A 21,126-nucleotide genomic window follows, 5' to 3' on the forward strand; every position below is an offset into this window, starting at 1 on the left:
CAAGTCAACCGCCGACGGCCACGCATGAGGAGCGCCCGTGCCCGAACAGCTTCGTGTTCCCGGGAACCGCCCCACCCTGGAGGCCGTGGCTGCACTGGCCGGGGTGTCCCGGGCCACGGTCTCCCGCGTCGTCAACGGCGGTGACGGGGTCCGCGCGCACCTGGCGGACAAGGTGCGGGAGGCCGTGCGCGAGCTCGGCTACGTACCGAACCACGCGGCCCGCACCCTGGTCACCCGGCGCACCGGGGCGGTCGCCGTGATCATCCCCGAACCGGAGGCACGGATCTTCTCCGACCCGTTCTTCTCCCGCCAGATACGCGGGATCAGCCGGGAACTGACCGCGCACGACGCCCAGTTGGTGCTGCTCCTGGTGGAGGACCGGGCGGACTACGACCGGATCGAACGGTACCTGGCGGGCGGCCACGTCGACGGGGCGCTCGCCTTCTCGCTGCACACCGACGACCCGCTGCCCGAGATCACCCGCCGGGTCGGCATGCCCACGGTCTACGGAGGCCGGCCGGGCTGGACGACCGGCCCCGACGACCCCTGCGCCGCCTACGTCGACGCCGACAACCGGGGCGGCGCGCGGGAGGCGGTGCGCCACCTGCTCGCCCGCGGCCGACGGCGCGTGGCGCACATCGCGGGCCCCCTCGACCAGACCTCGGCCGTCGACCGGCTCGACGGCTACCGGGACGTACTGGTGGGCGCCGACCCCGCGTTGGTGGCGGCGGGTGACTTCACCACGGCCGGCGGGGCCCGTGCGATGCGGGAGCTGCTGGGGCGCCGGCCGGGCCTGGACGCGGTGTTCGCCGCGAACGACCTGATGGCGACGGGGGCCCTCGCGGTGCTCCGGGAGCGGGGGCTCGACGTGCCCGGGGACGTGGCGGTGGTCGGCTTCGACGACACCGAGCGGGTGGCCGAGGCGGCGGAGCCGCCGCTGACGACGGTCCGCCAGGACGTGGAGGGGATGGGCCGCCTGATGGCGCGGCTGCTGCTGGGCACCCTGGGCGCGCTGGACACCCCGCCGGCGCCCCGGGCGGTGATCACGCCGACCGTACTGGTCCGCCGGGCCTCCGCCTGACGCCGCGGCCGGCGCCACCGGTCAGTACGACGCGGTGGTGCGGGCTTCGGCCCGGCCCGACTCCGCCGAGACGGTCAGGGTATACGGGGAGGCGGGGTCGCGCAGGGCCGGGGCGACCTCGCAGGTGCCCGAGCCCGCGCGTGCGTCGACGCGGAACCGGGTGGCCGGCGGAAAGGCGAGGTCGAGCCCGCCGGAGCCGACGCGGGCGGTGACGTCTTCGGGCGGGGCCAGGAAGGCGGCCAGCGCGTGGCCGGAGTCCGCCGCGATGTCGGCCCGCGCCGAGGCCAGACCGGTGGCGGTCAGGGCGCCGGAGCCGGCCCGGGCGCGCACCGCGCCGCGCAGGCCGACGAGGTTCAGGGTGCCGGAGTCGACGCTGGCGTCGACGGGGCCCGCCATGCCGCTGATGTCGACCCGGCCGGAGCCGGCGGACACCCGTACGGGGATGCCGGCCGGCACGGTCACCGCGAGCCGCACGTCGCAGCCGGGCCCCGGGCCCGGGCCGTCGGGACCTCCGCCGTCGCCGCCGTCGCCGGGGCAGCGCGCGGCCAGCCGCAGGGTGTCGCCGAGCCGGCTCTCCTCGACGACGGGCGGCCGGGCGGACCAGCCGAGCTCCGCCCGGTAGCCGACCACCCCGTCCGCGCGCGGGGTGACGGTGATGTCCGCGCTGCGGCCGGTGATCTCCAGCGCCCGCACCGGCGGTCCGCCGCTGTCGCCGGCCAGGACGCGGCTGTGCAGGGAGTGGTGCGTCCACGCCTGACGGCCCGCCGGTACGAGGACCAGCAACGCACCGGCCAGCGCCGCGAGGAGCCACGCCCGGCGGTGCTCCCGGCGAGCCGGGGCGGACGGCGCGCCGGGGGCGTCGGCGGGGGCGTCGGCGGAGGTCACGGGGTGCCGTCCAGGAAGCGCAGGACCGCGAGGACGCGGCGGTGGGCGCCTTCGGCCTGGGGCAGGTCCAGCTTGCTGAAGATGTTGTTGATGTGTTTGGCCACGGCGCTCTCGCTGACCACGAGTCCGGCCGCGATGCCCGCGTTGGAGCGGCCCTCGGCCATCAGGGCCAGCACCTCGCGTTCGCGCGGGGTCAGCCGCTCCAGCGGATCCGCTCCCCCGCCCCGGCGCAGCAGGAGCTGGGCGACGACCTGGGGGTCGAGTGCGGTGCCGCCGGCCGCGACCCGGCGCAGGGCGTCGATGAACTCCTCGACGTCGGCCACGCGTTGCTTGAGGAGGTAGCCGATGCCCGCGCCGTTCTCGCCCGACAGCAGGTCGGCGGCGTAGCGTTCCTCCACGTACTGCGAGAGCAGCAGGACGGCGGTGCCCGGGCTCTGGCTGCGGATCATCAGCGCCGCGCGGACTCCCTCGTCGGTGAAGCCCGGTGGCATGCGCACGTCGAGCAGCGCGAGGTCGGGCCGGTGTTCCTCGACGGCGGCGAGCACCGCTTCGGCGTCCCCGGCCTCGGCGGCCACCTCGAACCCCGCCATTTCGAGGACCTTGACGAGTCCTATGCGCAGCAGGACGGAGTCTTCGGCGATCACGGCACGCACGGCAGCTCCACGGTGATGACGGTCGGGCCCCCGAGAGGACTGTCGATCTTGATGGTTCCGTCGACCGACCCTACCCGCTTGCGCAGACCCCTCAGGCCGGTGCCGGAGCCCGGGTCGGCGCCGCCCGCCCCGTCGTCGGTGACGACGACGCGCAGCAGGTCCGTGCGGCCGCCGGGCACCCGCTGGGCCCGGACGGTGCAGCGCGCGGCTCCGGCGTGTTTGGCGACGTTGGCGAGGGCCTCGGAGACCACGAAGTACGCGACCGCCTCCACCGTCGGGTCCGGGCGTTCGGTGATGTCCACGGACAGTTCGACGGGCAGGGGGGCGCGGGCGGCGATCCCGGAGAGCGCGGCGTCGAGCCCGCGGTCCTCCAGCACGGCCGGGTGCAGGCCCCGTACCAGGCTGTTCAGCTCCTCGATGGCCTCCTTCGCCTCGCGGTGGGCCTCGTCGATCACGGCCCTGGCCTCGGGCGGCAGGTCCGGAAGGGTGGCGCGGGCGATCCCGAGGTTCATGGCGAGGGAGACCAGGCGCTGTTGGGCGCCGTCGTGCAAGTCCCGTTCGATACGACGGCGTTCGAGGTCGGCGGCGTCGAGTACGCCGGCCCGGCTCTGGGCGAGGTCCTCGACGCGGCGCAGCAACTCGCCGGCGCGGCTGGGGCCGAGGAGCGCCGATGCGGCGAGTGCGTCGAGACGGGCGACGAGGGCGGCCGCCCAGGGGGCCGCGAGCACGGCCAGAGCGCCCGCAACGGTGACCACGTCGCACTGCCCGGTCCAGCCGGGGGCGCCCGTTCCGCCGGGGCCGGGCAGCAGCCAGACCCATCCGTAGACGGTGGCGCCGACGGCACCCGCCGCCCAGGCGAGGACGACGGCGGCGCCCGCCAGCGCGGTGAGGGGACCGACGATGAGGTGGTACCCGTACTGCCGCAACATCGCCCCGGAGCCCAGCCGCTCGCCCGCCCCGCGCGGGGTCCACCACCGGTGCTCGCGCACGACCGGCGGAACGTGGAGGCCGAGCAGCGACCGGAAGCGGCTGCGCTGGAGCGGCGTGAGCAGGGGGCACAGCACGAGCGCGGCGAGCGCGGCAGCCAGCGGTACGGGCCCGTCCCCGGGGAGGACCGACAGGACCGTGACCCCGGCGAGGACGGGCAGCGCGGGCGGGATGGCGGCTGCCGCGAAGGCGGTGTTGCGCCAGGCCCACGCCGACCACGGGGCGTGGGCGGCGAACCAGGTGGAGGTACGCCTCAGCGCGCCGCGAAGTGCCATGACCCGTACGGTAATCGCACTGCTCAGGACGTGCGCCCACCCTGGTACCCGCTCGGGGGTGGTACGGGCACCACCCCGGGTTCGGACCGGGGGGCTACTGATCTTCGCGTTGCGGGACACAAGAGTGGGGGCGTGCCCCGCGGACGGACCGCCGGGCCGGAAGGAGACCCGCGGCCATGGCCCTCACCGCCCCCTGCCCGCCCGCCGCCGCACGGACGACCGCCCGCCGGGTGACCGCTCCTCGGACAACGGGCCGCCGGACTGCCGCCCGCCGCGCCGTGCCGGGGATCTCCGTGGTCCTCACGGGGGCGGGTGCGGCGCTGCTCCCGTGGATGGTCGTGCTGGCGATGACGCTGCCGGGGAGCGCCGAGGTGTCCCACTGGGCCACCGCCTGGATCGGCCTGGACGTGATGCTGGCGGCCGGACTGACGGGGACCGGGCTGCTGGTGCGCCGGAGGGACCCCCGGGCTTCGCCGGTGGCGGCCGCGACGGCCGCGCTGCTGGCGGTGGACGCCTGGTTCGACGTCACGACCTCGCTGGGAACCGGCGGCCAGGGGCCGGCCCTGTTGCTGGCAGCGGGGGCGGAGGTGCCGCTCGCGGTGGCCTGCGTCGTGGTGGCCGCCCGGCGGCGCGGCTGAGCGGCCCCGCGCAGGGGCCCCCGACGCCTCCGGTCAGACGAGGCCCAGCCCGCGGGGCGGGACGAAGAGGTGCGCGGCGCGGTGTTCGGCGGCCACCAGGGCCGCCGCGAGACCGAATTCCGCGTCCTCGCCCCGCGCGAGCCTGCGTGCGTGGTCGCCGCACCGCTCGCACTCCGGCGCCCAGTCGGGCAACAGGCTCTCGTGGCTGGTGGCCAGGTGGCGGGCGAGCCGGATCCGCGAGCCGGGCCCGTTGTCCACGGGGTCCCAGTCGATCCCCCGCCGCCCGGTGAGCCACATCTCCTCCGTGACCCGCTCGATGCGCTTCATGGAACGGTAGAGCCGGAAACAGTCGGTGCAGTCGAACATCCAGGCCGGCGGTAGCGGCCACACGTCCCGGGGGTCGAGTTCATCGGCGCTCATGCGGCAACGGTAGTGGCGGCGCACCGGCGCGTGCAGCCGATCCGCCGTACTTCCCCCTCGCCCAAAACGTGTGCCCGAGCCGGGAGTTGCCCGGCGACGCGAACGCCTCCGGCGCCCCTCGTCGGGGCGCCGGAGGCGCTTGCACTGCGGCACGTGCGGCGCCGCGGGGAATTCCCGCCCGCCGGGGCCGACCGCTACTCGATGACGAGCTCGACGGGGATGTTGCCGCGGGTCGCCTTGGAGTACGGGCAGACCTCGTGCGCCTGCTTGACCAGGAGCGCGCCCGTCTCGCCCGCGAGGGAGTCGGGCAGTTCGATGCGCAGGGTGACGGCCAGACCGAAGCCGGAGCCGTCCTGGCCGATGGAGGTCTCGGCGGTGACGGAGATGTCGCCGGTGTCGACCTTGGCCTGGCGGCCGACCAGGCCGAGGGCGCTGGCGAAGCAGGCGGCGTAACCGGCCGCGAAGAGCTGCTCGGGGTTGGTGCCCTGCCCGTTGCCGCCCAGCGCCGGGGGCATGGCCAGCGCGAGGTCGATCTGGCCGTCGGAGCTGACTGCGCGGCCCTCACGGCCGTTGGCGGTGGCGACAGCGGTGTACAGCGCGTCCATCGGAGTTCCTCTCGGGAGGTGGTGGAAGGCGGTCCGGGTTCGAACCTCGGCGGGGGGCCGGTGACCCGACTGCCTCCACTAATAGAGCACACAATTCAGTTGTGCACAACTCAATGGCTTGCAAGTCACCTCGCGGTACACTGGCCCACATGACGCAGCAGCCCGCCACCCCGCTCGACGACCAGGACTTCCTGCGCCTGGACGGGCAGATCTGCTTCGCGCTCAACGCCGCGAGCCGCGCCTTCAACGGCCTATACCGGGTCGTCCTCAAGGACCTGGGCCTCACCTACCCGCAGTACCTGGTGATGCTGGTCCTGTGGGAGCACGGCACGATGCCGGTCAAGCAGCTCGGACAGCACCTGCGGCTCGACTCGGGCACGCTGTCACCGCTGCTCAAGCGGCTGGAGGGGGCCGGCCTGATCCGGCGCGAGCGCAGCACGCAGGACGAGCGCTCCGTCCACGCCGTGCTGACCGACGAGGGCGCGGCGCTGCGCGCCCGCGCGGTGGAGGTACCCCGCCGCATCGCGCAGGCGACGGGCTTCGAGCTGGAGGAGATCCGCGATCTCCAGACGCGTCTGAGCCGCCTCACCACAGCCCTCGACGCCGCCGCCTTCGGCCAGGAGCTCTAGAACCCGGCCGGACCCCCGGGGATCAGGCGTCCTTCTCCATGGTGGGGCGCAGCCGCTCCAGCAGGGCGTAGAGCGTCGCCCCCTCCTCCTCGTCGAGGGTGTCGAGCGCGCCGTGCGTGGCCTGCATCTCCTCGCGCACCCGCCGGATGACGTCCCGGCCCTCGTCCGTGGCGACGACGTTCTTCACGCGCCGGTCGACCGCGGACGGCTCGCGCCGCACCAGCTCGCGCGCCTCCAGCCGGTCGACGATGCCGGTGACGTTGGACGCGTCACACACCAGCAGGGTGGCCAGGCCCCGCATCGGCACCGGCCCCTCCAGCTGGGCGAGCACCCTGGCCTGCGTGGACGTGAGGCCGTAGCGGGCCGCGGCGGCCGCGAAATCCCGCCACTGGGCGGTACCGATGGCGGCGAGCAGCTCCAGGAGCTGGAGCTTGGTGGGGCGGTGGGGGGCGGCCGGTCCGGCGGTGGCACTCATGCCGTCGAGCGTACGCAAGAAGGTTGGCATTATCAATTGTTTACTTGACCTCCTTAACTATTGCCGTCTACCTTCATCCAAGTACTTGATGACGTAAAACATCTGCGATCTGAAGCGTTAAGAAGGTCCTGCCAGCCATGAGCACCGCCGCACCCGCCCCCTCCGCCGCCGGGCCCAGGAACGAGACGGTCATCGTCTTCGCCCTGAGCCTCGCCGCCATGGTCGTGTCGATGATGCAGACCCTGCCCGTCCCGATCCTGGGTCTGATCCGCAACGACCTCGGCACCACGACCGCCAACGTCAGCTGGGTGACCACCGCCACCCTGCTGTCCGCCGCCGTCTTCACCCCACTCCTGGGCCGCTTCGGCGACCAGCACGGCAAGAAGCCGACCCTGGTGGCCGTACTCGCCATCATGGTCGCGGGCTCCGTCGTCGCCGCCCTCGCGACCTCGCTGCCCCTGCTCATCCTGGGCCGGGTGCTCCAGGGCGCGGCCACCGCCATCTTCCCGCTGGCGCTCTCCGTCCTGCGCGAAGAGGTCCGGCCGCAGAAGCTGCCGGGTGCGATGGCGCTGGTCAGCGGCACGCTCGCGTTCGGCAGCGGCCTGGCTCTGGTCGCCACCGGCCTGCTGACCTCCGGTGACGGCGCCGACTACCGCAACGCCTTCTGGATGGCGACCGGCTTCGCGACCCTCGCCCTCCTGGCGGTCGTGTTCCTGGTCCCGGCCACCCGCCACAAGACCGGCGGCCGCACCGACTTCCTGGGAGCGCTGACCCTCGGCATCGCCCTGCTGCTGCTCCTGCTGCCCATCTCGCAGGGCCACGAGTGGGGCTGGTCCTCCGGCCGTACGCTCGCCAGTTTCGCCGGCGCCGCCGTCATGACGGCCGTGTGGGTCGTGGTCGAGCGCAAGGTGCGCGAGCCGCTGGTCGACATGAAGATGTTCGTCCACCGCCCGGTGCTGATGGCCAACCTGGCCGGCATCCTCGTCGGCTTCGGCATGTTCGCGAACTTCCTGGGCGTGTCCTACCTCGTCCAGATGCCCAAGGCGCTGACCGGGTACGGATTCGACGCGTCCATCCTGCGCGCCTCCGTCCAGTTCCTGCTGCCGGGTGCGATCGTCTCGCTGCTCGCCTCCCCCATCGGCGGCCAGCTGGTCCGTCACCGCGGTCCGCGCATCGCGCTGGCCCTGGCCGCCGGGCTCGGCGCAGCCGGTTTCGGCTGGCTGGCCCTCGACCACGGCCACACCTTCTCGGTGATCGGCGCCGGTGTCGTCGTCGGCGCGGCCGTCAGCTTCGGTTACGCGGCCATGCCCGCCGTGATCATGGCGAGCGTCCCGCACCACCAGAGCGGCATCGCCAACGGCATCAACTCCATCTCCCGCTCGACCGGCAGCGCGATCGGCAGCGCCATCGTCACCACGATCCTGGCCTCCAAGACGATCGAGCACCTCCCGCCGGGCGTCCCCGCCCTGCCCGCGGAGTCCGGTTTCACCCTGACGTTCGGCATCGGGGCGGCGGCCTTCGCCCTGGTCGCCCTGATCAGCTGGGCCGGACTGCGCAAGGGCCACGGCCCCCGTGTGACGGAGCCCGTCGCGTCCGGCGAGGCCCCGGCCCCGAAGGTGGTCGAGACGGCCGACGCCGTCTGATCCCCCGCCACCCGCACCCGTACCGCCCCCGGTCCTCCTGGACGACCGGGGGCGGTCGCGTCGTCCTCGAAGCGGCTCGCGCGGGTCCAGGGCGGTGGGACGGGCCAGGCTGGGTACGCTTCCCGGGACAGCGCACGGAGTTCGGGGCGGGGTGGGGTTCATGGGTCGTCAGGCGGGGCTGCGGGGCGCGGCGGTGGCCGCGGCGCTGCTGCTGGGGCTTGCCGGGTGCGCTCAGCCCGGCGGGGACGCGGACGGCGGGCGGGGCGGGGCCACCGGCGGGCCCCCGGCCGGCGGTGACGCGAAACCCGCTCCGGGGGACGTACTGCCCGGCATGGTCAGCGCGGCCGTGGCCCGCACGCAGCTGGCCGCGCTGGTGGTCGGCAAGCCGGGGACGATGGCCGGGTACAGCCGCGACAAGTTCACGCACTGGGCCGAGCAGGGCGACAAGTGCGACACCCGTGAGGTCGTCCTGCGGCGCGACGGCAAGAACGTCACCCAGGACGCGCAGTGCCGGGCGGTGTCCGGCACGTGGAAGAGCCTGTACGACGGCGCGCAGGTCGGCGACCCGGCGAAGCTGGACATCGACCACATGGTCCCGCTCGCCGAGGGCTGGCGCTCCGGCGCGGCCGGCTGGGACGCCGCCAAACGCAAGGCCTTCGCCAACGACCTGACGCGCCCCCAGTTGCTGGCCGTCTCGGCGGCCTCCAACCGGTCGAAGGGCGACCAGAGCCCGGACCTGTGGCAGCCGCCGGACAAGACGAGCTGGTGCCAGTACGGGCGCGCCTGGACCACCGTCAAGTCCTACTACGGGCTGACCGTCACCCCACCGGAGAAAGCCATGCTCACCACGATGATCGACACCTGCGCCTCATGACCGCGCCCGGGCAGTGGCAGGACGACGTCCTCGCCGGGCGCGGCGGCGCCATGACCGACGAGGTCGGCGTGATCACCGGGGAACTCACCCTGCGCACCGTCGCCGGACCGGACGGCAAGGTCCGCTTCGAGATCCAGTACCTCGACGCCGACGAGTGGTACACCCTGACCGGCAGTCCCGTCGCCCACGGTGACCCGCACGCCCTCCACCTGGCGGCCCTGCGCGCCGTCCGCGCGGGCGGCGGCGCGCGGGCTCCGCGTCCCGGTGCTTGACCGGTCAGCCGGCCGCCGCGGGGAACGCGCTGGTCAGCGTGGCTGCGGGCTGACAGACTGAGGTGGCTCCATCACTCCCAGGAGGACCCCATGGCCGACGAGACCGACACCCCGCAGGACGAATCCCCCGCCGAGGAGGCCAAGCGCAAGTTCCGCGAGGCCCTGGAGCGCAACGCGGCGAACGCCCATTCGCAGCAGGCCCACCAGAGCCGGGCGAAGGTGCAGGGCGCCAGCAGCGGCCCCGGCGGCAAGAACAAGAAGGTGCGCCGCAAGACCGGCTGACGCGTTCCGCCGGGCGGCCGGGACCCCTGTGCGGGGTGCGCCGCCCAGCGGGCGCCCCGCCTCGACGGTCCTCTGATCGTTGGGCCGCATGGGTGACGGGTGATAACCCCCGGGCAGGTCGCTAGTTGATCCGGTCGTACCCGCCGGGGACAGCTCATGCGACAGAAGGATTCCTCACCATGCTCAAGAAGTTCATGGCCACCGCCGCGGTCGCCGCTTCCGTAGTCGGCGCCGGCGCCCTCGCCGCCACCCCGGCGATGGCGATCGGCAACGACAACGGCGTGAACACCGTCAACGGCAACGGCGCCGCCCAGATCTACGGCAACCAGAAGACCGAGGGCGCCATGAGCCCGCAGCTGAGCCTGGTCCAGGGTTCGCTGAACAAGCTCTGCGTCGGCCTGCCGGCCAAGGCGAACGTGCAGTCGCTCATTGCCCTGCTCAACATCGGCGTCCAGGACATCAACGTCCTGTCCAACCCGCAGAACCAGCAGTGCACGGAGAACAGCACCCAGGCCAAGGGCGACGAGTCGCTCTCGCACATCCTGGACAACATCCCGGTCCTGTCCGGGAACCTGTCCGCCAACAGCTGACCGCTCTTCGTCCCCGGACCGGCGTGACGGCCTCGGCCGTCACGCCGGTCCGGCGTTCGCGTCGGCGCTCGCGTCCGGCGCTCGCGCGGGCCAGGAGCAGTCGGCCGGCTTCTGTCCAAATGCAACAGCTTTGGTCTAGACCTTGACAGGTTCAGACCACTTTCGCTTCAGTGGCCGTAGTTGCCCCCCACCTGACATCCCCGGCAACTCCCCCCACTGAAGGAGCAGTTCCGTGATCCGTGCGCTACGCCGCCGCGCCCTCTCCCTGGCCGCGGCCACCGCCGTGACCCTCGGCGTCGCCCTTGCCCTGCCCGCCTCCCCCGCCGCCGCGGCCCCCGCCTGCGCCGGTTCCTGGACGGCCGCCGCCGTCTACACGAACGGCATGAGCGCCTCGTACGGCGGACACAACTGGCAGGCCAAGTGGTGGACCCAGGGCGAGACCCCCGGCACCACCGGACAGTGGGGGGTCTGGTCGGACCAGGGCGCCTGCGGCGGTGGTGGCCAGGACCCCGACCCCGGCACCGGCAACCCGTCGGGATTCGTCGTCAGCGAGGCCCAGTTCAACCAGATGTTCCCGAACCGGAACTCCTTCTACACCTACAACGGGCTGGTCGCGGCGCTCTCTGCGTACCCGGCCTTCGCGCACACCGGGGACGACACCGTCAAGCGGCGCGAGGCCGCCGCCTTCCTCGCCAACGTCTCCCACGAGACCGGCGGGCTCGTCTACGTCGTCGAGCAGAACACCGCCAACTATCCGCACTACTGCGACGCGTCCCAGCCCTACGGCTGCCCCGCCGGGCAGGCCGCCTACTATGGACGCGGCCCCATCCAGCTGAGCTGGAACTTCAACTACAAGGCGGCGGGCGACGCACTCGGCATCAACCTGCTCGCCAACCCCTACCTCGTGGAGCAGGACCCGGCCGTCGCGATGAAGACGGCCCTTTGGTACTGGAACACCCAGAACGGCCCGGGCACCATGACCGCCCACGCCGCCATGGTCAACGGCGCCGGCTTCGGCGAGACGATCCGCTCCATCAACGGCTCCCTGGAGTGCAACGGCGGCAACCCGGCGCAGGTCCAGAGCCGGGTGAACGCCTACGAGAGCTTCACCCGGCTGCTGGGCGTCACCCCGGGCGACCACCTCACCTGCTGACCCGCCCGCCCCTGCTCAGCGCGTGCGCAGGGCCGTCGCCAGCTGGGCCCGCGAACGGACGTCGAGCTTCTGGTAGATGCGGGTGAGCCGGGACTCCACCGTCTTCACGCTGAGGAAGAGCTTCGCGGCGGCTTCCTGGTTGCTCGCGCCCTGGCTGACGAGCAGCGCGAGGCGGGTCTCGGCCTCGGTCAGCGCCGCCACCCCGGGGTGCAGGGCAGCGGCTTCGGGAGCGCTCTCCCGGGCCAGGTCCAGCCACGGCTTCGCCCCGGCCCGGTCGAACACCTCGGCCGCTTCCCGCAGCGCGGTACGGGCCGGGGCACGGCGTCGGCGGCGGCGTTCGACGCGGGCCAGGGCCAGGAGCGTACGGCCGCGTTCGAGGGGCAGCCCGAGCTCCTCGAACCGCAGGGCCGTGGCCTCCAGCAGGGCCACGGCCGCCTCCGCGTCGCCCTGCGCGGACAGGCACAGCCCCTGGGCCCGGTCGAGGGCGGCCAGGACGCCGGTGCGCCCGAGCGCGCGGGCCACCGTACGGACGGAGTCCAGGAGTTCCGCGGCTTCGCCGGGGGCGTCGGCCGCGACCAGGGCCTCGGCGAGGTCCCCGTGCCAGCGCAGGATGGAGGGGTCGACCACCTGCTGAGCCTCTTCCAGGCCGGCGACCCGGCGCAGCGTGGCCACGGCCTTCGCGGCGTCGCCCGTGGCCAGTTCGACGAGGCCGAGGGCGTACAGGCTCCGGGAGAGGAAGACCTGGTCGTGTTCCTCCTCGGAGGCCTGGATGCCGCGCCGGGCGTAGCCGGCGGCGCGGGCGAAGCTGCCGCCCGTGGCCTCGGCCGTCGCGGCGACGTACCAGGCGGGGCCCGGCGACAGGCCCGCCTCGATGGTGAGCTCCAGGGCGCGCCGGGCGTGCGCGGCCCCGGCCGCGCACCTGCCGCGCCGCAGTTCGACCTCGGTGAGGCTGCGCAGCACCTCGAAGACGTCCTCGGAGGAACCGGTGCGCTGCACGGCGGGCAGCAGGGCGAGGAGTTGGCGGTGGGCTTCCTCCAGACGGTCGTCGAAGAGGGCGTGCCGGACGGCGAGGTACTGGGGCGCGTTGCGCATGCCGAGCGGCACTTCGGGGGCGGGCAGGGCGAGTGCCTCGGCGAGGATGTCCTCGGCATCGGGGTCGCCGAGGATGCGGCCCATGCGGGCCCGCACGGTCAAGGCCATGGCTTCGGCGACCTGGTCTCCGCCGAGCGCGGCCAGGGCCCCGGCTTCGGCCGCCGCGTCGCGCGAGCGTACGGGGTCGCCGTCGCTGAGGTTGTGCTTCCAGGCGACCCTCAGCCGGACGGCGGCCAGCAGCGCCGGGTCCCCGGCGGCGTCGTCGATGGCGTAGGCGAAGGTCTCGTCGAGGTCGGCCAGTGCCTGCCCGGCGGCGTCGATCACGGCGAGGCGGGCGCGGACCCGGTCGGCGGGCGAGGCGTCGCGGGCGAGGACGGCGCGGGTGGCGCGGCGGGCGAGGTCGGCGCGGCCCGCCCAGCCCGCGTCCTCGGCGGCCGTGACCAGCCGGGCCAGTTCCTCCTCGGGCCGGTCGCAGGGGGTGCGTTCGGCGGCGAGCAGCCCGAGTTCGGCGGCCAGCGCCCGCTGACCGCGACGGCGGCAGGCGGCGGCGGCTTCGGTGATCTCGGCGGCGAGACGGGCGTCGGGGGTGTCCACGGCCAGCGCCCGGTGCCGTACGGCCTGGACGGGGTCGTCCACGGCGGCGGCGAGCGCGGCGTGCCCGGCGGCCCTCTCGGGCCAGCCCGCGTCGGCGGCCAGTGCCGTGGGCAATGCGCCGGCGGTGAAGCGGACGGCGCCGTCCTCCCCGACGGTGACCAGCGCGGCCCGTTCCGCCTCGGCCAGTTCCGCTTCGGCGTCGGGGCTGCCGGCCCGGCGCAGCAGGGCGGTCGTGGGGCGGGAGGCGAGGGCGGCGAGGAGCAGGGTGCGGCGGGCCCGGGCGGGGGCCTCGGCGAGGAGCCTGCGGGCGACTTCGCGGGCCTGTCCGGAGACGGGCAGCGTGTCGGCGTGGTGGGCGCCGGGTGCGCCGTCGCGGGTGCCGGCGGCTTCGGTGAGCGAGTGGCCGAGGGCGAGGGCGAGGCGCGGGTTGCCGCCGCTGGCCTGGTGGATGCGGCCGGCGAGGCGGGCGGGCAGCCCGTGGCGCACGAGCAGTTCGGCGACCTCGTCCGCGCCGAGCGGGGGCACCCGCACCGCGGGGGTGGCGGGGCCGCAGAGCGGTCCGGCGACGGGGGCGCCGCCCTGCACGCATTCGGCGACCAGGACCCGGACCCGGGGCGGGGTCAGGCGCAGGGCGAAGCGGAGCAGACCGGTGCTTTCGGCGTCGAGCCACTGGGCGTTGTCGATGACGAGCAGCACGGGGTTGCGGGCGGCGAGGGTGCGCAGCACCTCGACGACGGCGAGGCGCAGCGCCACGTGGTCGCGGCCGGCGCCCGGCGTGTCGGTCTCCCGGCGCAGGAGGGCGATCGCGGTGCGCTGGGGCCCGGCGAGCCGTTCGAGGGCGGCGCCGGGGACGGAGGCGAGCAGTGCGGCGGCCGAGGCCTCGGGTATCGACTGGTCGGCGGCTTCCGGGGCGAGGTGGAGCACGGTTTCGCGGCGTGCTTCGGCAGCGGCCGCGACGGCGCGCACCACCTCGGTCTTGCCGGCGCCGGCGGGCCCGGTGAGGATCGCCCGGCCGTGGGTGGTCAGCGCGCGGTCGACCGCCGCGATGAGTTCACCGTGTCCGACACTTGTGTCAGCGTTCCCCGTCGCCGCCACGCACAGCCACCAGCCTTTCGCGCCCCTGCCCTGTGCCTTTCCTGTGAGCGCGACAATACGAGGTCGGCTGCCTGGCGGACCCTCATTGTGACGCAGAAATCAGTCGGCCGGCCGCAATGCCCGGCGGACCTGCCGGTACGGGAGGTACCGGCAGGTCCGGGGGTCGGAATCGACGCTGGTGTTGGTCCGTACCATCGGCCCGTCAGGGCCGTGGCGGCGGGCTCAGAAGCCGAGGCTCCAGGAGTCGATGTAGCCCGTGTCGGCGGCGGCCACGTCCTGGACGCGCAGCTGCCAGGTGCCGTTGGCGGGCAGGGCGGAGGCGTCCACGGTGTAGGTGGTGAGCACGTTGTCCGCGCTGTCGCCCGAGGAGCTCTGGAGCCGCTTGACCGTGCCGCCCGGCGCGACCAGGTCGATGACGAGGTCACCGCGGTAGGTGTGCTTGATGTCGACGTTCACCTTGAGGGCGGCCGGGGCGTTGCCCGTGATGCCGGAGACGGTGACCGAGGAGGACACGGCGCCGCCGTTGTCCGGGATCGCGACGTCCGTGGTGTTCTCGAACACCGGGGTGACCGGGGTGGAGGTGACGGCGTTCACGGTGGCGGCCGCGTCGGCGAGGCCGGCGCCGCAGCCGCCGGTGCAGGTTCCGGCGAGCGGCCGGGCATTGGCCTTGATGGCCGCCTTGACCTGCGCCGGGGTGAGGGACGGCTTGGCGGCCACCAGGAGCGCGGCGAGACCCGCGACGTGGGGGGAGGCCATGCTGGTGCCCTGGTACGGCTTGTAGATCTCCGCGCCCGGGGTGGTGGTGCCCGCGTTCAGCGAGGAGAGGATGCCGTTCTCGGGGGTGGTGACGGTGCCGGGGGTATCGGTGGCGCGGCGGGTCTCACCGCCGGGGGCGGTGATGTCGATGCGGGTACCGAAGTTGGAGTAGAAGGAGCGGTCGCCGGTCCGGTTGGAGGCGGCCACCGTGATCACGTTGTTGCAGCTGGCGGGGGTGAAGCCCGACGCGTCGGCGTTGCTGTTGCCGGCGGCGACCACGACGGTGGTGCCGCGGGCGACTGCCGCGTTGATGGCGTTCTGGTAGCTGGTGCCGCAGGTGCCCGAGCCGCCGAGGCTCATGTTGATGACCTTGGCGGGGGTGGCGTTCGCCGGGACGCCGGGGACGGAGCCGCCGGAGGCCCAGGTGATGGCGTCGACGATGTCCGAGGTGGCGCCGCCGCACTTGCCGAGGACGCGGACGGGCTGGATCTTCGCGTTGTACGCGATGCCGGCGACGCCCTTGGCGTTGTTGGTGGCCGCGGCGATGGTGCCGGCGACGTGGGTGCCGTGCCAGGAGGAGCCGCTGGCCGTGGAGCCGGTGCCGCACTCGCCCGCCGCGCTCCAGTCGCCCTGGTCGGCCGGGTTGCCGTCGCGGCCGTTGCCGTCGCGGGCGGCGGTGGAGTCGCTGATGAAGTCGTATCCGGCGACGATGTTGGGGGCGACGTCGGAGTGGGTCACGTAGCCGGTGTCGATGACGGCGACGGTGACGCCGGAGCCGGTCGACTTGTCCCAGGCGGCGGGCACGTTCATGCCGGCGGTGGCCTCGAAGAGGTCCCACTGCTTGGCGTACTCGGTGTCGTTCGGGGTGGCCATGGCGTAGGCGCGGGAGTCCGGCTCGACGTAGGCGACGTCGGGGTCGGCACGGAACTGGGCCATCACGTCGGCCGCGTCGGCCGGGGCGGTCGCACCACCCAGGCTGACGAGGGCGGCGCCGGTGCCGAGGCGGCGGTCGAACTTCGCCTTCTTGCCGGCCTTCTTCCCCTTGGCGGCGGCGTCGTCGGCGGCCGCGCTGTTGGAGCCGGCTTCGGCGGCGGAGGCCTTGTATCCGACGATCAGGTTCTGCACGGGCGCGGCGCCCGGGGCGGCGGGGGCCGCGGCGGCCGGGAGGGTGGTGGCGGGGTCCGAGGAGCCGGTCACGGCCACCGAGGCGGTGGCGGAGCCCGCCAGCAGGGTGACGGACATGGCCACCACGGATATGAGCCGACGTCTGGATGCGTGCACGTGTTCCCTTTCGCGGGCCGTTTCCGGGCATGCCGGAGCGGCCGGTTCGAGCTGTGTGGGAGGTGAACCGGCGGCCGGGGCGGGCCGGGAGCGGGCTGGTCAGACCCGCTCCGGACACCACCGCGCGCCGCGTTGCCCGGCCGCGACGGCGGGGCGGGGCAACGGCGGTACCGGCGATCTGGCCCGGCCTCGCAAGGCTTCACACCATGTGGGGTTGGTGCGGGGGCCGTTCGTGGCGGGGAAGACCGCCGGTGGGCAGACAGTAGGCAACGCGGGGATGAACTCGATACGGGGAAAACCCTTGTCGCCCCCCTGCCCGTGCCCAGGGGGCTATCGGGGCGGGTGGAGGGTGCGGAAGTAGGTCCAGCTGGTCTCGTTCGGCCCGGTCCACTTCTCGGGGGCGTGGGCGAACTCCGGGTGGTGGGCGGCGATGTACGCGCGGGTGCGTTCGGGGGCGTCTTCGTAGGAGGCGAGTTTGCGACCGCGACAGTGGAAGGTGAGGCCGCCGGGCCGCGCGCCCTGTTCCATCCAGGGCAGCCACGGGGACATCCGGGTCCAGGACATCGTGGCGGGGACGCTGGGCGCGTCGGTCGTCAGGACGGTCGCCGGCGCGAAGAACTGGAACAGCTCCAGGGCCCGGTAGGTGTCGTCCGCCGAGTTCAGCGGGTACTGGGCGACGGGCAGCGGCGAGGGGTAGGAGAGGGGGATCTCCAGGCTGAAACAGACCTGGTCGCCGAGGTCGGTCACGGGCACGGGGAAGGGCCGCCAGGCCTGGTTCGCCGGGTCGTTCCAGACGTGCACCACCGGCTTGCCCTCCCAGGTCTCCAGGATCTCGCGGCTGCGCGGGTCCAGGTAGAAGGCGGCTTCCCGGGTGAGGAGCCGGTACGTCCCCTCCTCCTCGCCCTCGCCGGCGGCCAGCCGGGCCACGTTGAGGCCCTCGAAGCCGAAGAGGTGCCGGTAGGGCTCTCCCGGTGCCCAGGAGTGGACGTCTCCGGTCCACCAGAAGGTCACCTCGCTGCCGTCGAGCGAGGCGCGGGTGCGGGCGAGGGCGAGGAGGAGCTCGGCGGGCGTCATGGCGTCCACTGTGCGCGGTCGGCGGTCGCCCCGGCAAGGAGCGGCGCGGCCAACCGGCCTCGGGTGCCGGTGCGTTGACGGCAGCGGGTGCAGGGGCCGGCCGTCCGGGCCCGGGCGGCCGCGGGCGGGCGCGGTTGACTCGGGTGGCGGGCACCGGCAACCGTGAGCGCCATGGGGAACGAACACCGACTGCTCGCGCTGCTGGTCTGCCTGGTCCTGGGCGGCGGGCTGTGCGCCGCCGTGCTCGGGGCGTCGCGCGCGGCCGGGCCGCGCGCGGGCTCTGCGGCGGCGGACTTCGCCGCCCCGCGCGACATGTCCCCCGAGCCGGGACTGCTCCCCGCCGGCCCCGACGCGTCGAGCGGCACGGTGACGGTGGATTGCGGCCGCAACGGCGAAGGGCACTACAACCAGGACAACCTGGTGGTCTCCCCGGGGCTGTCGGCGGGCGCCCACCACACCCACGCCTACGTGGGGAACCTGTCCACCGACGCGCTGTCCACGGACGCCTCCCTGGCGGCCGCGGCCACCAGCTGCACGGGCGGCGACCGGTCGACGTACTACTGGCCGGTCCTGCGCCGCACGGACCGGCCGGGCCGGGATCCGCACGAGAACGCGGCGGGACACGGCAACGCCGGCGAGATCGTGCCGGAGGCGGCGGTGACGGTGGAGTTCCGGGGCAGCCCGGTCGAGAAGGTGGTGCCGATGCCCCGGTTCCTGCGCGCGGTGACCGGCGACGCGCTCGCGTACACGGCGGGCCCCGAGGCGCAGGTCCGGGCCCGGTGGGGGTGTTCGGGCTCCCCCGGTCGGGCCTCCGCGCACTATCCGCGCTGTCCCGCCGGGCAGCGCGTCACCCGGACCCTGGTCTTCCCCAGCTGCTGGAACGGGCTGGACACCGACAGCCCCGGACACCGCTCGCACCTGCTGTTCCCCGCCGCCAGCGGCGTCTGCCCCCAGGGCACCTTCCCGGTTCCCCAGCTGCGCGTGTCGCTGGCGTACGACCTGCCCCCGGGAGTGCCCTTCGCGCTCGACTCCTTCCCCGAGCAGCTGCACAGCCCCAAGACGGACCACGCGATGTTCGTGGACGTGATGACCGACGAGCGGATGCGGGACGTGGCCGACTGCCTCAACGACGGCCGCACCTGCCGTACCTGATCCCCGCACCCGGCCCGTGACGCGGGTCACATGAACCGGGGCCGGCCGGGGCTCGTGTTCGGACCGCACCCACGCAAGCGAGGAAGACGGAGAGGGTGAGATGGCCGGACCACTGTGGCCCCGCACTCGGCGGGGCTCGACCGATGAGGCACTGATCACGTCGGTGTACGAGGAGCACGGCCACGCCCTGCTCGCCTACGCCACCCGGCTCACCGGGGACCGGGCCGCCGCCGAGGACGTGGTGCAGGAGACCCTCCTGCGGGCCTGGCGGCACTCCGAGGTCCTCGTCAACGGGAAGGGCTCGGTACGCGGCTGGCTTCTCACCGTCGCCCGCAACATCATCACCGACCGCTACCGCGCGAAGGCCGCCCGGCCGCCGGAGGTTTCCGGTGCGGCTGCCGCTCCCGCGGTGGAGGTGGACCACGCGGACTTGGTCGTCGACACCATGACGGTGCTCGGCGCACTGGACCGGCTCACCCCGGAACACCGGGACGTCCTGACCGAGTTGTACTACCGCGAGCACAGCGTCGCCGAGGCCGCCGACCGGCTCGGCATTCCGGCGGGCACGGTCAAATCGCGTGCGCACTACGCCCTCAAGGCCCTGCGGGAGGTCTTCGCGGACGGCACCGGGGAAGGCAACAGGAGCAAACGATCGGGCAGGCCGCCCCAGCAGCCCGGCGGACTGCGGGAGGTGGTGGCATGAGCCGGCAGCGGCACGAGGAGGAACTCCTCGGCCCGTACGTACTCGGAGTCCTCGACGAGGCGGACGTACGGCGCGTCGAGGAGCACGTCGGCGACTGCGTGCAGTGCCGGGAGGAGGTGGCCGCGTTGCGCGAGATGGAGAGGGCCCTGGGGGAGGTCCCCGCGGAGGCGTTCCTCGACGGGCCCCCGCAGGGCGGTGACCTGCTGCTGCGCCGGACGCTGCGCCAGGTGCGCAGCGAGCGCGCGGCGCGGGCGCGCCGGCGCTACGGGCTGACGGGAGTGGCCGCGGCCGCCGCGCTGGCCGCCGTGTTCTGGGCCGGTACTCAACTGGGCACGGGCGGCGCGGACGACGTCGCCGGGGCCCCGCCGCCGTCCCCGTCCGCATCGTCCGCGCCGTCGGCGGTGCCCGGGACCCGGGTGGCCTCGGCGACGGACCGGGGCACGGGAACCCGGATGACGGTGCAGGTGGTGCCGGCGGCGGCATGGGTACGGGTGCACGCGGCCGTGACCGGTGTGCCGGCGGGCGAGCGCTGCCGGCTGGTGGTGGTCTCCCGGGACGGTACGCGCAGCACGGCGGGCGGCTGGGTCGTGGGCACCACGGAACTCGGCGAGGGCAAGGGCGCCGCACTGGACGGCTCGGCGGCGGTGGCGGCGGCCGACGTCAAGGAGGTCCTGGTCGAGAACGAGGCGGGCAAGACCTTCGTCGCGGTCCCGGTCCGGGCCTGACGCCCCCCGGACGTGACGGAGCCCGGGAACATATCCAGTTCCCGGGCTCCTGCGTGCCACCCAATTGCGCACACCGGCGGCGTTTAAGAGTCGCGGATCAGTCTTAAACCGACGTGTTCTGCCTTTGAACTACCGCGCCACGAGGAGAGGCGCAGGAGGGACTTGAACCCCCATCCGTCGATGATCGTCCGCGCTCGGTCGATCCGGTGTTCGGCGGCGAATACTGAGACTGGAGCGAGAATCTGAGATTCAGGGGCCGCCTCTGCCAGCTTGGGCCACCCCCGCGCGTGGTGCGGGGGGAGGGATTCGAACCCCCAACTGACACCCCATGTCAGCTTCAACATCAGTTTCAGCTTGCGCTCTTCGCGCCACCCCCCGCTCGCACGGGGGGCGATCCGGGGGCTACCTGAACAGGTAGCCGAACACGGCGTCACCGATCCGCTGGTCGGTGACCTCCACGCTGTTGGCCTCCTCGCGGGCGTATTTGACGGCCTGCTGGATCTTCTCGACCCGGTCGAGGAGTTCGTTCACGCGGCGCGCGGGCAGCGCCCCGGAGAACTTCACCGTGGTCCAGTAGCCGACCGGGACGTCCTCGTAGTACACCTCGACCTGGGCCGGGTGCTTGTCGGTCGCCTCCGCCTTCACGTGGTTGCGCGGGACCTTCTTCGTGCGGATGGTGCGGACCGGGTCGGTCTTCCACGAGTCCGTCGAGGGATCCAGGTTCCAGGACTCCGAGGCGTCCAGCACCGGCAGCTTCCGCACGAAGGTGTGCAGGTCCGTGAGCTGCTTCTCCAGGAAGAGCAGGTACGGGACCGGCACCTGGGCCAGCAGCACCTGCCCGTCGACGACCACGTCGGCGGCGGCGCTGCGGTTGGCCCAGTCCTTCGTGGCCGTCACGTCGAAGAGGCGGGTGAGGGTGCCTGCGGTCGCACGCAGCACGTCCTCGGCCTTGATCTGCACCCGGGTGGACTCGGGCGGCAGTTGCTCGCCCTCCTCGTCCTTGGGCTGGTAGGTCCGGGAGATGCCCGCGAGCAGGGCGGGCTTCTGGACGTCCTGGTGAGCCTGGGTCAGCTCCTGGAGCGACTTGGACTTGACGCCCTTTTCGACGGCGATGATCTGATTCAGCTTGGGCACGCGATCAACTTAGCAGGGCTCCTCGTACGGGCATTCGTATTTTTCCGCGGCCTCGGAA

The 21,126-nt window shown here is 73.7% G+C and carries 22 protein-coding genes; 12 read left to right on the top strand and 10 right to left on the bottom strand.

Annotated elements, in window-relative coordinates; translation table 11 throughout:
- Positions 1-37 precede the first annotated feature (37 nt).
- Positions 38-1,081 carry a LacI family DNA-binding transcriptional regulator gene (locus OHA81_RS04045; RefSeq protein ID WP_329192823.1) on the top strand — a complete coding sequence of 348 codons (1,044 nt, stop codon included), beginning with the start codon at positions 38-40 and terminating at the stop codon, positions 1,079-1,081.
- Positions 1,082-1,102: 21 nt separating this feature from the next.
- On the opposite strand, the gene OHA81_RS04050 is transcribed toward OHA81_RS04045, so the two are convergent.
- The 3 genes from OHA81_RS04050 to OHA81_RS04060 are packed head-to-tail and all read right to left on the bottom strand — an operon-like array spanning position 1,103 to position 3,881.
- Complete coding sequence (locus OHA81_RS04050; protein WP_329192825.1) at positions 1,103-1,966, bottom strand: hypothetical protein; 864 nt, start codon at positions 1,964-1,966, stop codon at positions 1,103-1,105.
- Entirely contained in the window at positions 1,963-2,619 is a 657-nt protein-coding gene (locus OHA81_RS04055) for a response regulator transcription factor (RefSeq protein WP_329192826.1), read from the bottom strand. Before OHA81_RS04055 ends, OHA81_RS04050 begins: the two co-directional genes overlap by 4 nt.
- Positions 2,607-3,881 carry a sensor histidine kinase gene (locus OHA81_RS04060; RefSeq protein WP_329192828.1) on the bottom strand — a complete coding sequence of 425 codons (1,275 nt, stop codon included), beginning with the start codon at positions 3,879-3,881 and terminating at the stop codon, positions 2,607-2,609. The genes OHA81_RS04055 and OHA81_RS04060 overlap by 13 nt, the downstream gene beginning before the upstream one ends.
- A gap of 176 nt (positions 3,882-4,057) precedes the next feature.
- On the opposite strand from OHA81_RS04060, the gene OHA81_RS04065 reads away from it, so the two are divergent.
- Complete coding sequence (locus OHA81_RS04065; protein WP_329192830.1) at positions 4,058-4,519, top strand: hypothetical protein; 462 nt, start codon at positions 4,058-4,060, stop codon at positions 4,517-4,519.
- Between the two features lie 33 nt (positions 4,520-4,552).
- On the opposite strand, the gene OHA81_RS04070 is transcribed toward OHA81_RS04065, so the two are convergent.
- Positions 4,553-4,939, bottom strand: coding sequence for a hypothetical protein (locus OHA81_RS04070; protein WP_329192832.1), 387 nt, complete (start codon positions 4,937-4,939; stop codon positions 4,553-4,555).
- A 194-nt stretch (positions 4,940-5,133) separates the two neighbouring features.
- Positions 5,134-5,544, bottom strand: coding sequence for an organic hydroperoxide resistance protein (locus OHA81_RS04075; RefSeq protein WP_329192833.1), 411 nt, complete (start codon positions 5,542-5,544; stop codon positions 5,134-5,136).
- Between the two features lie 149 nt (positions 5,545-5,693).
- Between OHA81_RS04075 and OHA81_RS04080 the strand changes: the two genes are divergently transcribed.
- Complete coding sequence (locus tag OHA81_RS04080) at positions 5,694-6,173, top strand: MarR family winged helix-turn-helix transcriptional regulator (protein WP_329192835.1); 480 nt, start codon at positions 5,694-5,696, stop codon at positions 6,171-6,173.
- 22 nt (positions 6,174-6,195) lie between these two features.
- Here OHA81_RS04080 and OHA81_RS04085 read toward each other — a convergent pair whose 3' ends face one another.
- Positions 6,196-6,648 carry a MarR family winged helix-turn-helix transcriptional regulator gene (locus tag OHA81_RS04085; RefSeq protein ID WP_329192837.1) on the bottom strand — a complete coding sequence of 151 codons (453 nt, stop codon included), beginning with the start codon at positions 6,646-6,648 and terminating at the stop codon, positions 6,196-6,198.
- A 137-nt stretch (positions 6,649-6,785) separates the two neighbouring features.
- Here OHA81_RS04085 and OHA81_RS04090 point away from each other — a divergent pair, with 137 nt between their 5' ends.
- The 6 genes from OHA81_RS04090 (at position 6,786) to OHA81_RS04115 (ending at position 11,462) form a co-directional block, all read left to right on the top strand.
- A complete protein-coding gene (locus tag OHA81_RS04090) occupies positions 6,786-8,291 on the top strand; it encodes an MFS transporter (protein WP_329192839.1) in 1,506 nt (501 codons plus the stop codon).
- 160 nt (positions 8,292-8,451) lie between these two features.
- Positions 8,452-9,165 carry a GmrSD restriction endonuclease domain-containing protein gene (locus OHA81_RS04095; RefSeq protein WP_329192841.1) on the top strand — a complete coding sequence of 238 codons (714 nt, stop codon included), beginning with the start codon at positions 8,452-8,454 and terminating at the stop codon, positions 9,163-9,165.
- A complete protein-coding gene (locus OHA81_RS04100) occupies positions 9,162-9,437 on the top strand; it encodes a hypothetical protein (RefSeq protein ID WP_329192843.1) in 276 nt (91 codons plus the stop codon). The genes OHA81_RS04095 and OHA81_RS04100 overlap by 4 nt, the downstream gene beginning before the upstream one ends.
- 90 nt (positions 9,438-9,527) lie before the next feature.
- Positions 9,528-9,719, top strand: coding sequence for a DUF5302 domain-containing protein (locus tag OHA81_RS04105; protein WP_329192845.1), 192 nt, complete (start codon positions 9,528-9,530; stop codon positions 9,717-9,719).
- Between the two features lie 179 nt (positions 9,720-9,898).
- Positions 9,899-10,309, top strand: coding sequence for a rodlin (locus OHA81_RS04110; RefSeq protein ID WP_329192847.1), 411 nt, complete (start codon positions 9,899-9,901; stop codon positions 10,307-10,309).
- A gap of 232 nt (positions 10,310-10,541) precedes the next feature.
- Positions 10,542-11,462, top strand: coding sequence for a glycoside hydrolase family 19 protein (locus OHA81_RS04115; RefSeq protein WP_443056431.1), 921 nt, complete (start codon positions 10,542-10,544; stop codon positions 11,460-11,462).
- Between the two features lie 15 nt (positions 11,463-11,477).
- Here OHA81_RS04115 and OHA81_RS04120 read toward each other — a convergent pair whose 3' ends face one another.
- The 3 genes from OHA81_RS04120 to OHA81_RS04130 form a co-directional block, all read right to left on the bottom strand.
- Entirely contained in the window at positions 11,478-14,243 is a 2,766-nt protein-coding gene (locus OHA81_RS04120) for a helix-turn-helix transcriptional regulator (RefSeq protein ID WP_329192849.1), read from the bottom strand.
- Between the two features lie 222 nt (positions 14,244-14,465).
- Positions 14,466-16,241, bottom strand: coding sequence for a S8 family serine peptidase (locus OHA81_RS04125; protein ID WP_329201976.1), 1,776 nt, complete (start codon positions 16,239-16,241; stop codon positions 14,466-14,468).
- A gap of 369 nt (positions 16,242-16,610) precedes the next feature.
- Positions 16,611-17,354, bottom strand: a complete 744-nt coding sequence (locus OHA81_RS04130; RefSeq protein WP_329192851.1) for a DUF1838 family protein — start codon at positions 17,352-17,354, stop codon at positions 16,611-16,613.
- Positions 17,355-17,525: 171 nt separating this feature from the next.
- Between OHA81_RS04130 and OHA81_RS04135 the strand changes: the two genes are divergently transcribed.
- The 3 genes from OHA81_RS04135 to OHA81_RS04145 all read left to right on the top strand — a co-directional run bounded on the left by OHA81_RS04135 (position 17,526) and on the right by OHA81_RS04145 (position 19,934).
- Positions 17,526-18,506, top strand: a complete 981-nt coding sequence (locus OHA81_RS04135) for a DUF1996 domain-containing protein (protein ID WP_329192853.1) — start codon at positions 17,526-17,528, stop codon at positions 18,504-18,506.
- A 100-nt stretch (positions 18,507-18,606) separates the two neighbouring features.
- A complete protein-coding gene (locus OHA81_RS04140) occupies positions 18,607-19,209 on the top strand; it encodes a sigma-70 family RNA polymerase sigma factor (protein WP_329192855.1) in 603 nt (200 codons plus the stop codon).
- On the top strand, positions 19,206-19,934 hold the full coding sequence (locus tag OHA81_RS04145; RefSeq protein WP_329192857.1) for an anti-sigma factor family protein: 729 nt from the start codon (positions 19,206-19,208) through the stop codon (positions 19,932-19,934). The genes OHA81_RS04140 and OHA81_RS04145 overlap by 4 nt, the downstream gene beginning before the upstream one ends.
- A gap of 402 nt (positions 19,935-20,336) precedes the next feature.
- Here the strand turns inward: OHA81_RS04145 and OHA81_RS04150 are convergent, their stop codons facing one another.
- Positions 20,337-21,068 carry a DUF7873 family protein gene (locus OHA81_RS04150; RefSeq protein ID WP_329192859.1) on the bottom strand — a complete coding sequence of 244 codons (732 nt, stop codon included), beginning with the start codon at positions 21,066-21,068 and terminating at the stop codon, positions 20,337-20,339.
- Positions 21,069-21,126 lie beyond the last annotated feature (58 nt).

Source organism: Streptomyces sp. NBC_00667 (genome assembly GCF_036226825.1).
Classification (GTDB): Bacteria; Actinomycetota; Actinomycetes; order Streptomycetales; family Streptomycetaceae; genus Streptomyces.

Excerpts from the sequence above, each read along its gene's own strand:
- OHA81_RS04100 (WP_329192843.1), top strand. The coding sequence starts at position 9,162 with ATGACCGCGCCCGGGCAGTGGCAGGACGACGTCCTCGCCGGGCGCGGC.
- OHA81_RS04145 (WP_329192857.1), top strand. The coding sequence starts at position 19,206 with ATGAGCCGGCAGCGGCACGAGGAGGAACTCCTCGGCCCGTACGTACTC.
- OHA81_RS04070 (WP_329192832.1), bottom strand. The coding sequence starts at position 4,939 with ATGAGCGCCGATGAACTCGACCCCCGGGACGTGTGGCCGCTACCGCCG.
- OHA81_RS04060 (WP_329192828.1), bottom strand. The coding sequence starts at position 3,881 with ATGGCACTTCGCGGCGCGCTGAGGCGTACCTCCACCTGGTTCGCCGCC.
- OHA81_RS04110 (WP_329192847.1), top strand. The coding sequence starts at position 9,899 with ATGCTCAAGAAGTTCATGGCCACCGCCGCGGTCGCCGCTTCCGTAGTC.
- OHA81_RS04140 (WP_329192855.1), top strand. The coding sequence starts at position 18,607 with ATGGCCGGACCACTGTGGCCCCGCACTCGGCGGGGCTCGACCGATGAG.
- OHA81_RS04095 (WP_329192841.1), top strand. The coding sequence starts at position 8,452 with ATGGGTCGTCAGGCGGGGCTGCGGGGCGCGGCGGTGGCCGCGGCGCTG.
- OHA81_RS04105 (WP_329192845.1), top strand. The coding sequence starts at position 9,528 with ATGGCCGACGAGACCGACACCCCGCAGGACGAATCCCCCGCCGAGGAG.
- OHA81_RS04130 (WP_329192851.1), bottom strand. The coding sequence starts at position 17,354 with ATGACGCCCGCCGAGCTCCTCCTCGCCCTCGCCCGCACCCGCGCCTCG.
- OHA81_RS04125 (WP_329201976.1), bottom strand. The coding sequence starts at position 16,241 with ATGTCCGTCACCCTGCTGGCGGGCTCCGCCACCGCCTCGGTGGCCGTG.
- OHA81_RS04090 (WP_329192839.1), top strand. The coding sequence starts at position 6,786 with ATGAGCACCGCCGCACCCGCCCCCTCCGCCGCCGGGCCCAGGAACGAG.
- OHA81_RS04075 (WP_329192833.1), bottom strand. The coding sequence starts at position 5,544 with ATGGACGCGCTGTACACCGCTGTCGCCACCGCCAACGGCCGTGAGGGC.
- OHA81_RS04135 (WP_329192853.1), top strand. The coding sequence starts at position 17,526 with ATGGGGAACGAACACCGACTGCTCGCGCTGCTGGTCTGCCTGGTCCTG.
- OHA81_RS04080 (WP_329192835.1), top strand. The coding sequence starts at position 5,694 with ATGACGCAGCAGCCCGCCACCCCGCTCGACGACCAGGACTTCCTGCGC.
- OHA81_RS04085 (WP_329192837.1), bottom strand. The coding sequence starts at position 6,648 with ATGAGTGCCACCGCCGGACCGGCCGCCCCCCACCGCCCCACCAAGCTC.
- OHA81_RS04065 (WP_329192830.1), top strand. The coding sequence starts at position 4,058 with ATGGCCCTCACCGCCCCCTGCCCGCCCGCCGCCGCACGGACGACCGCC.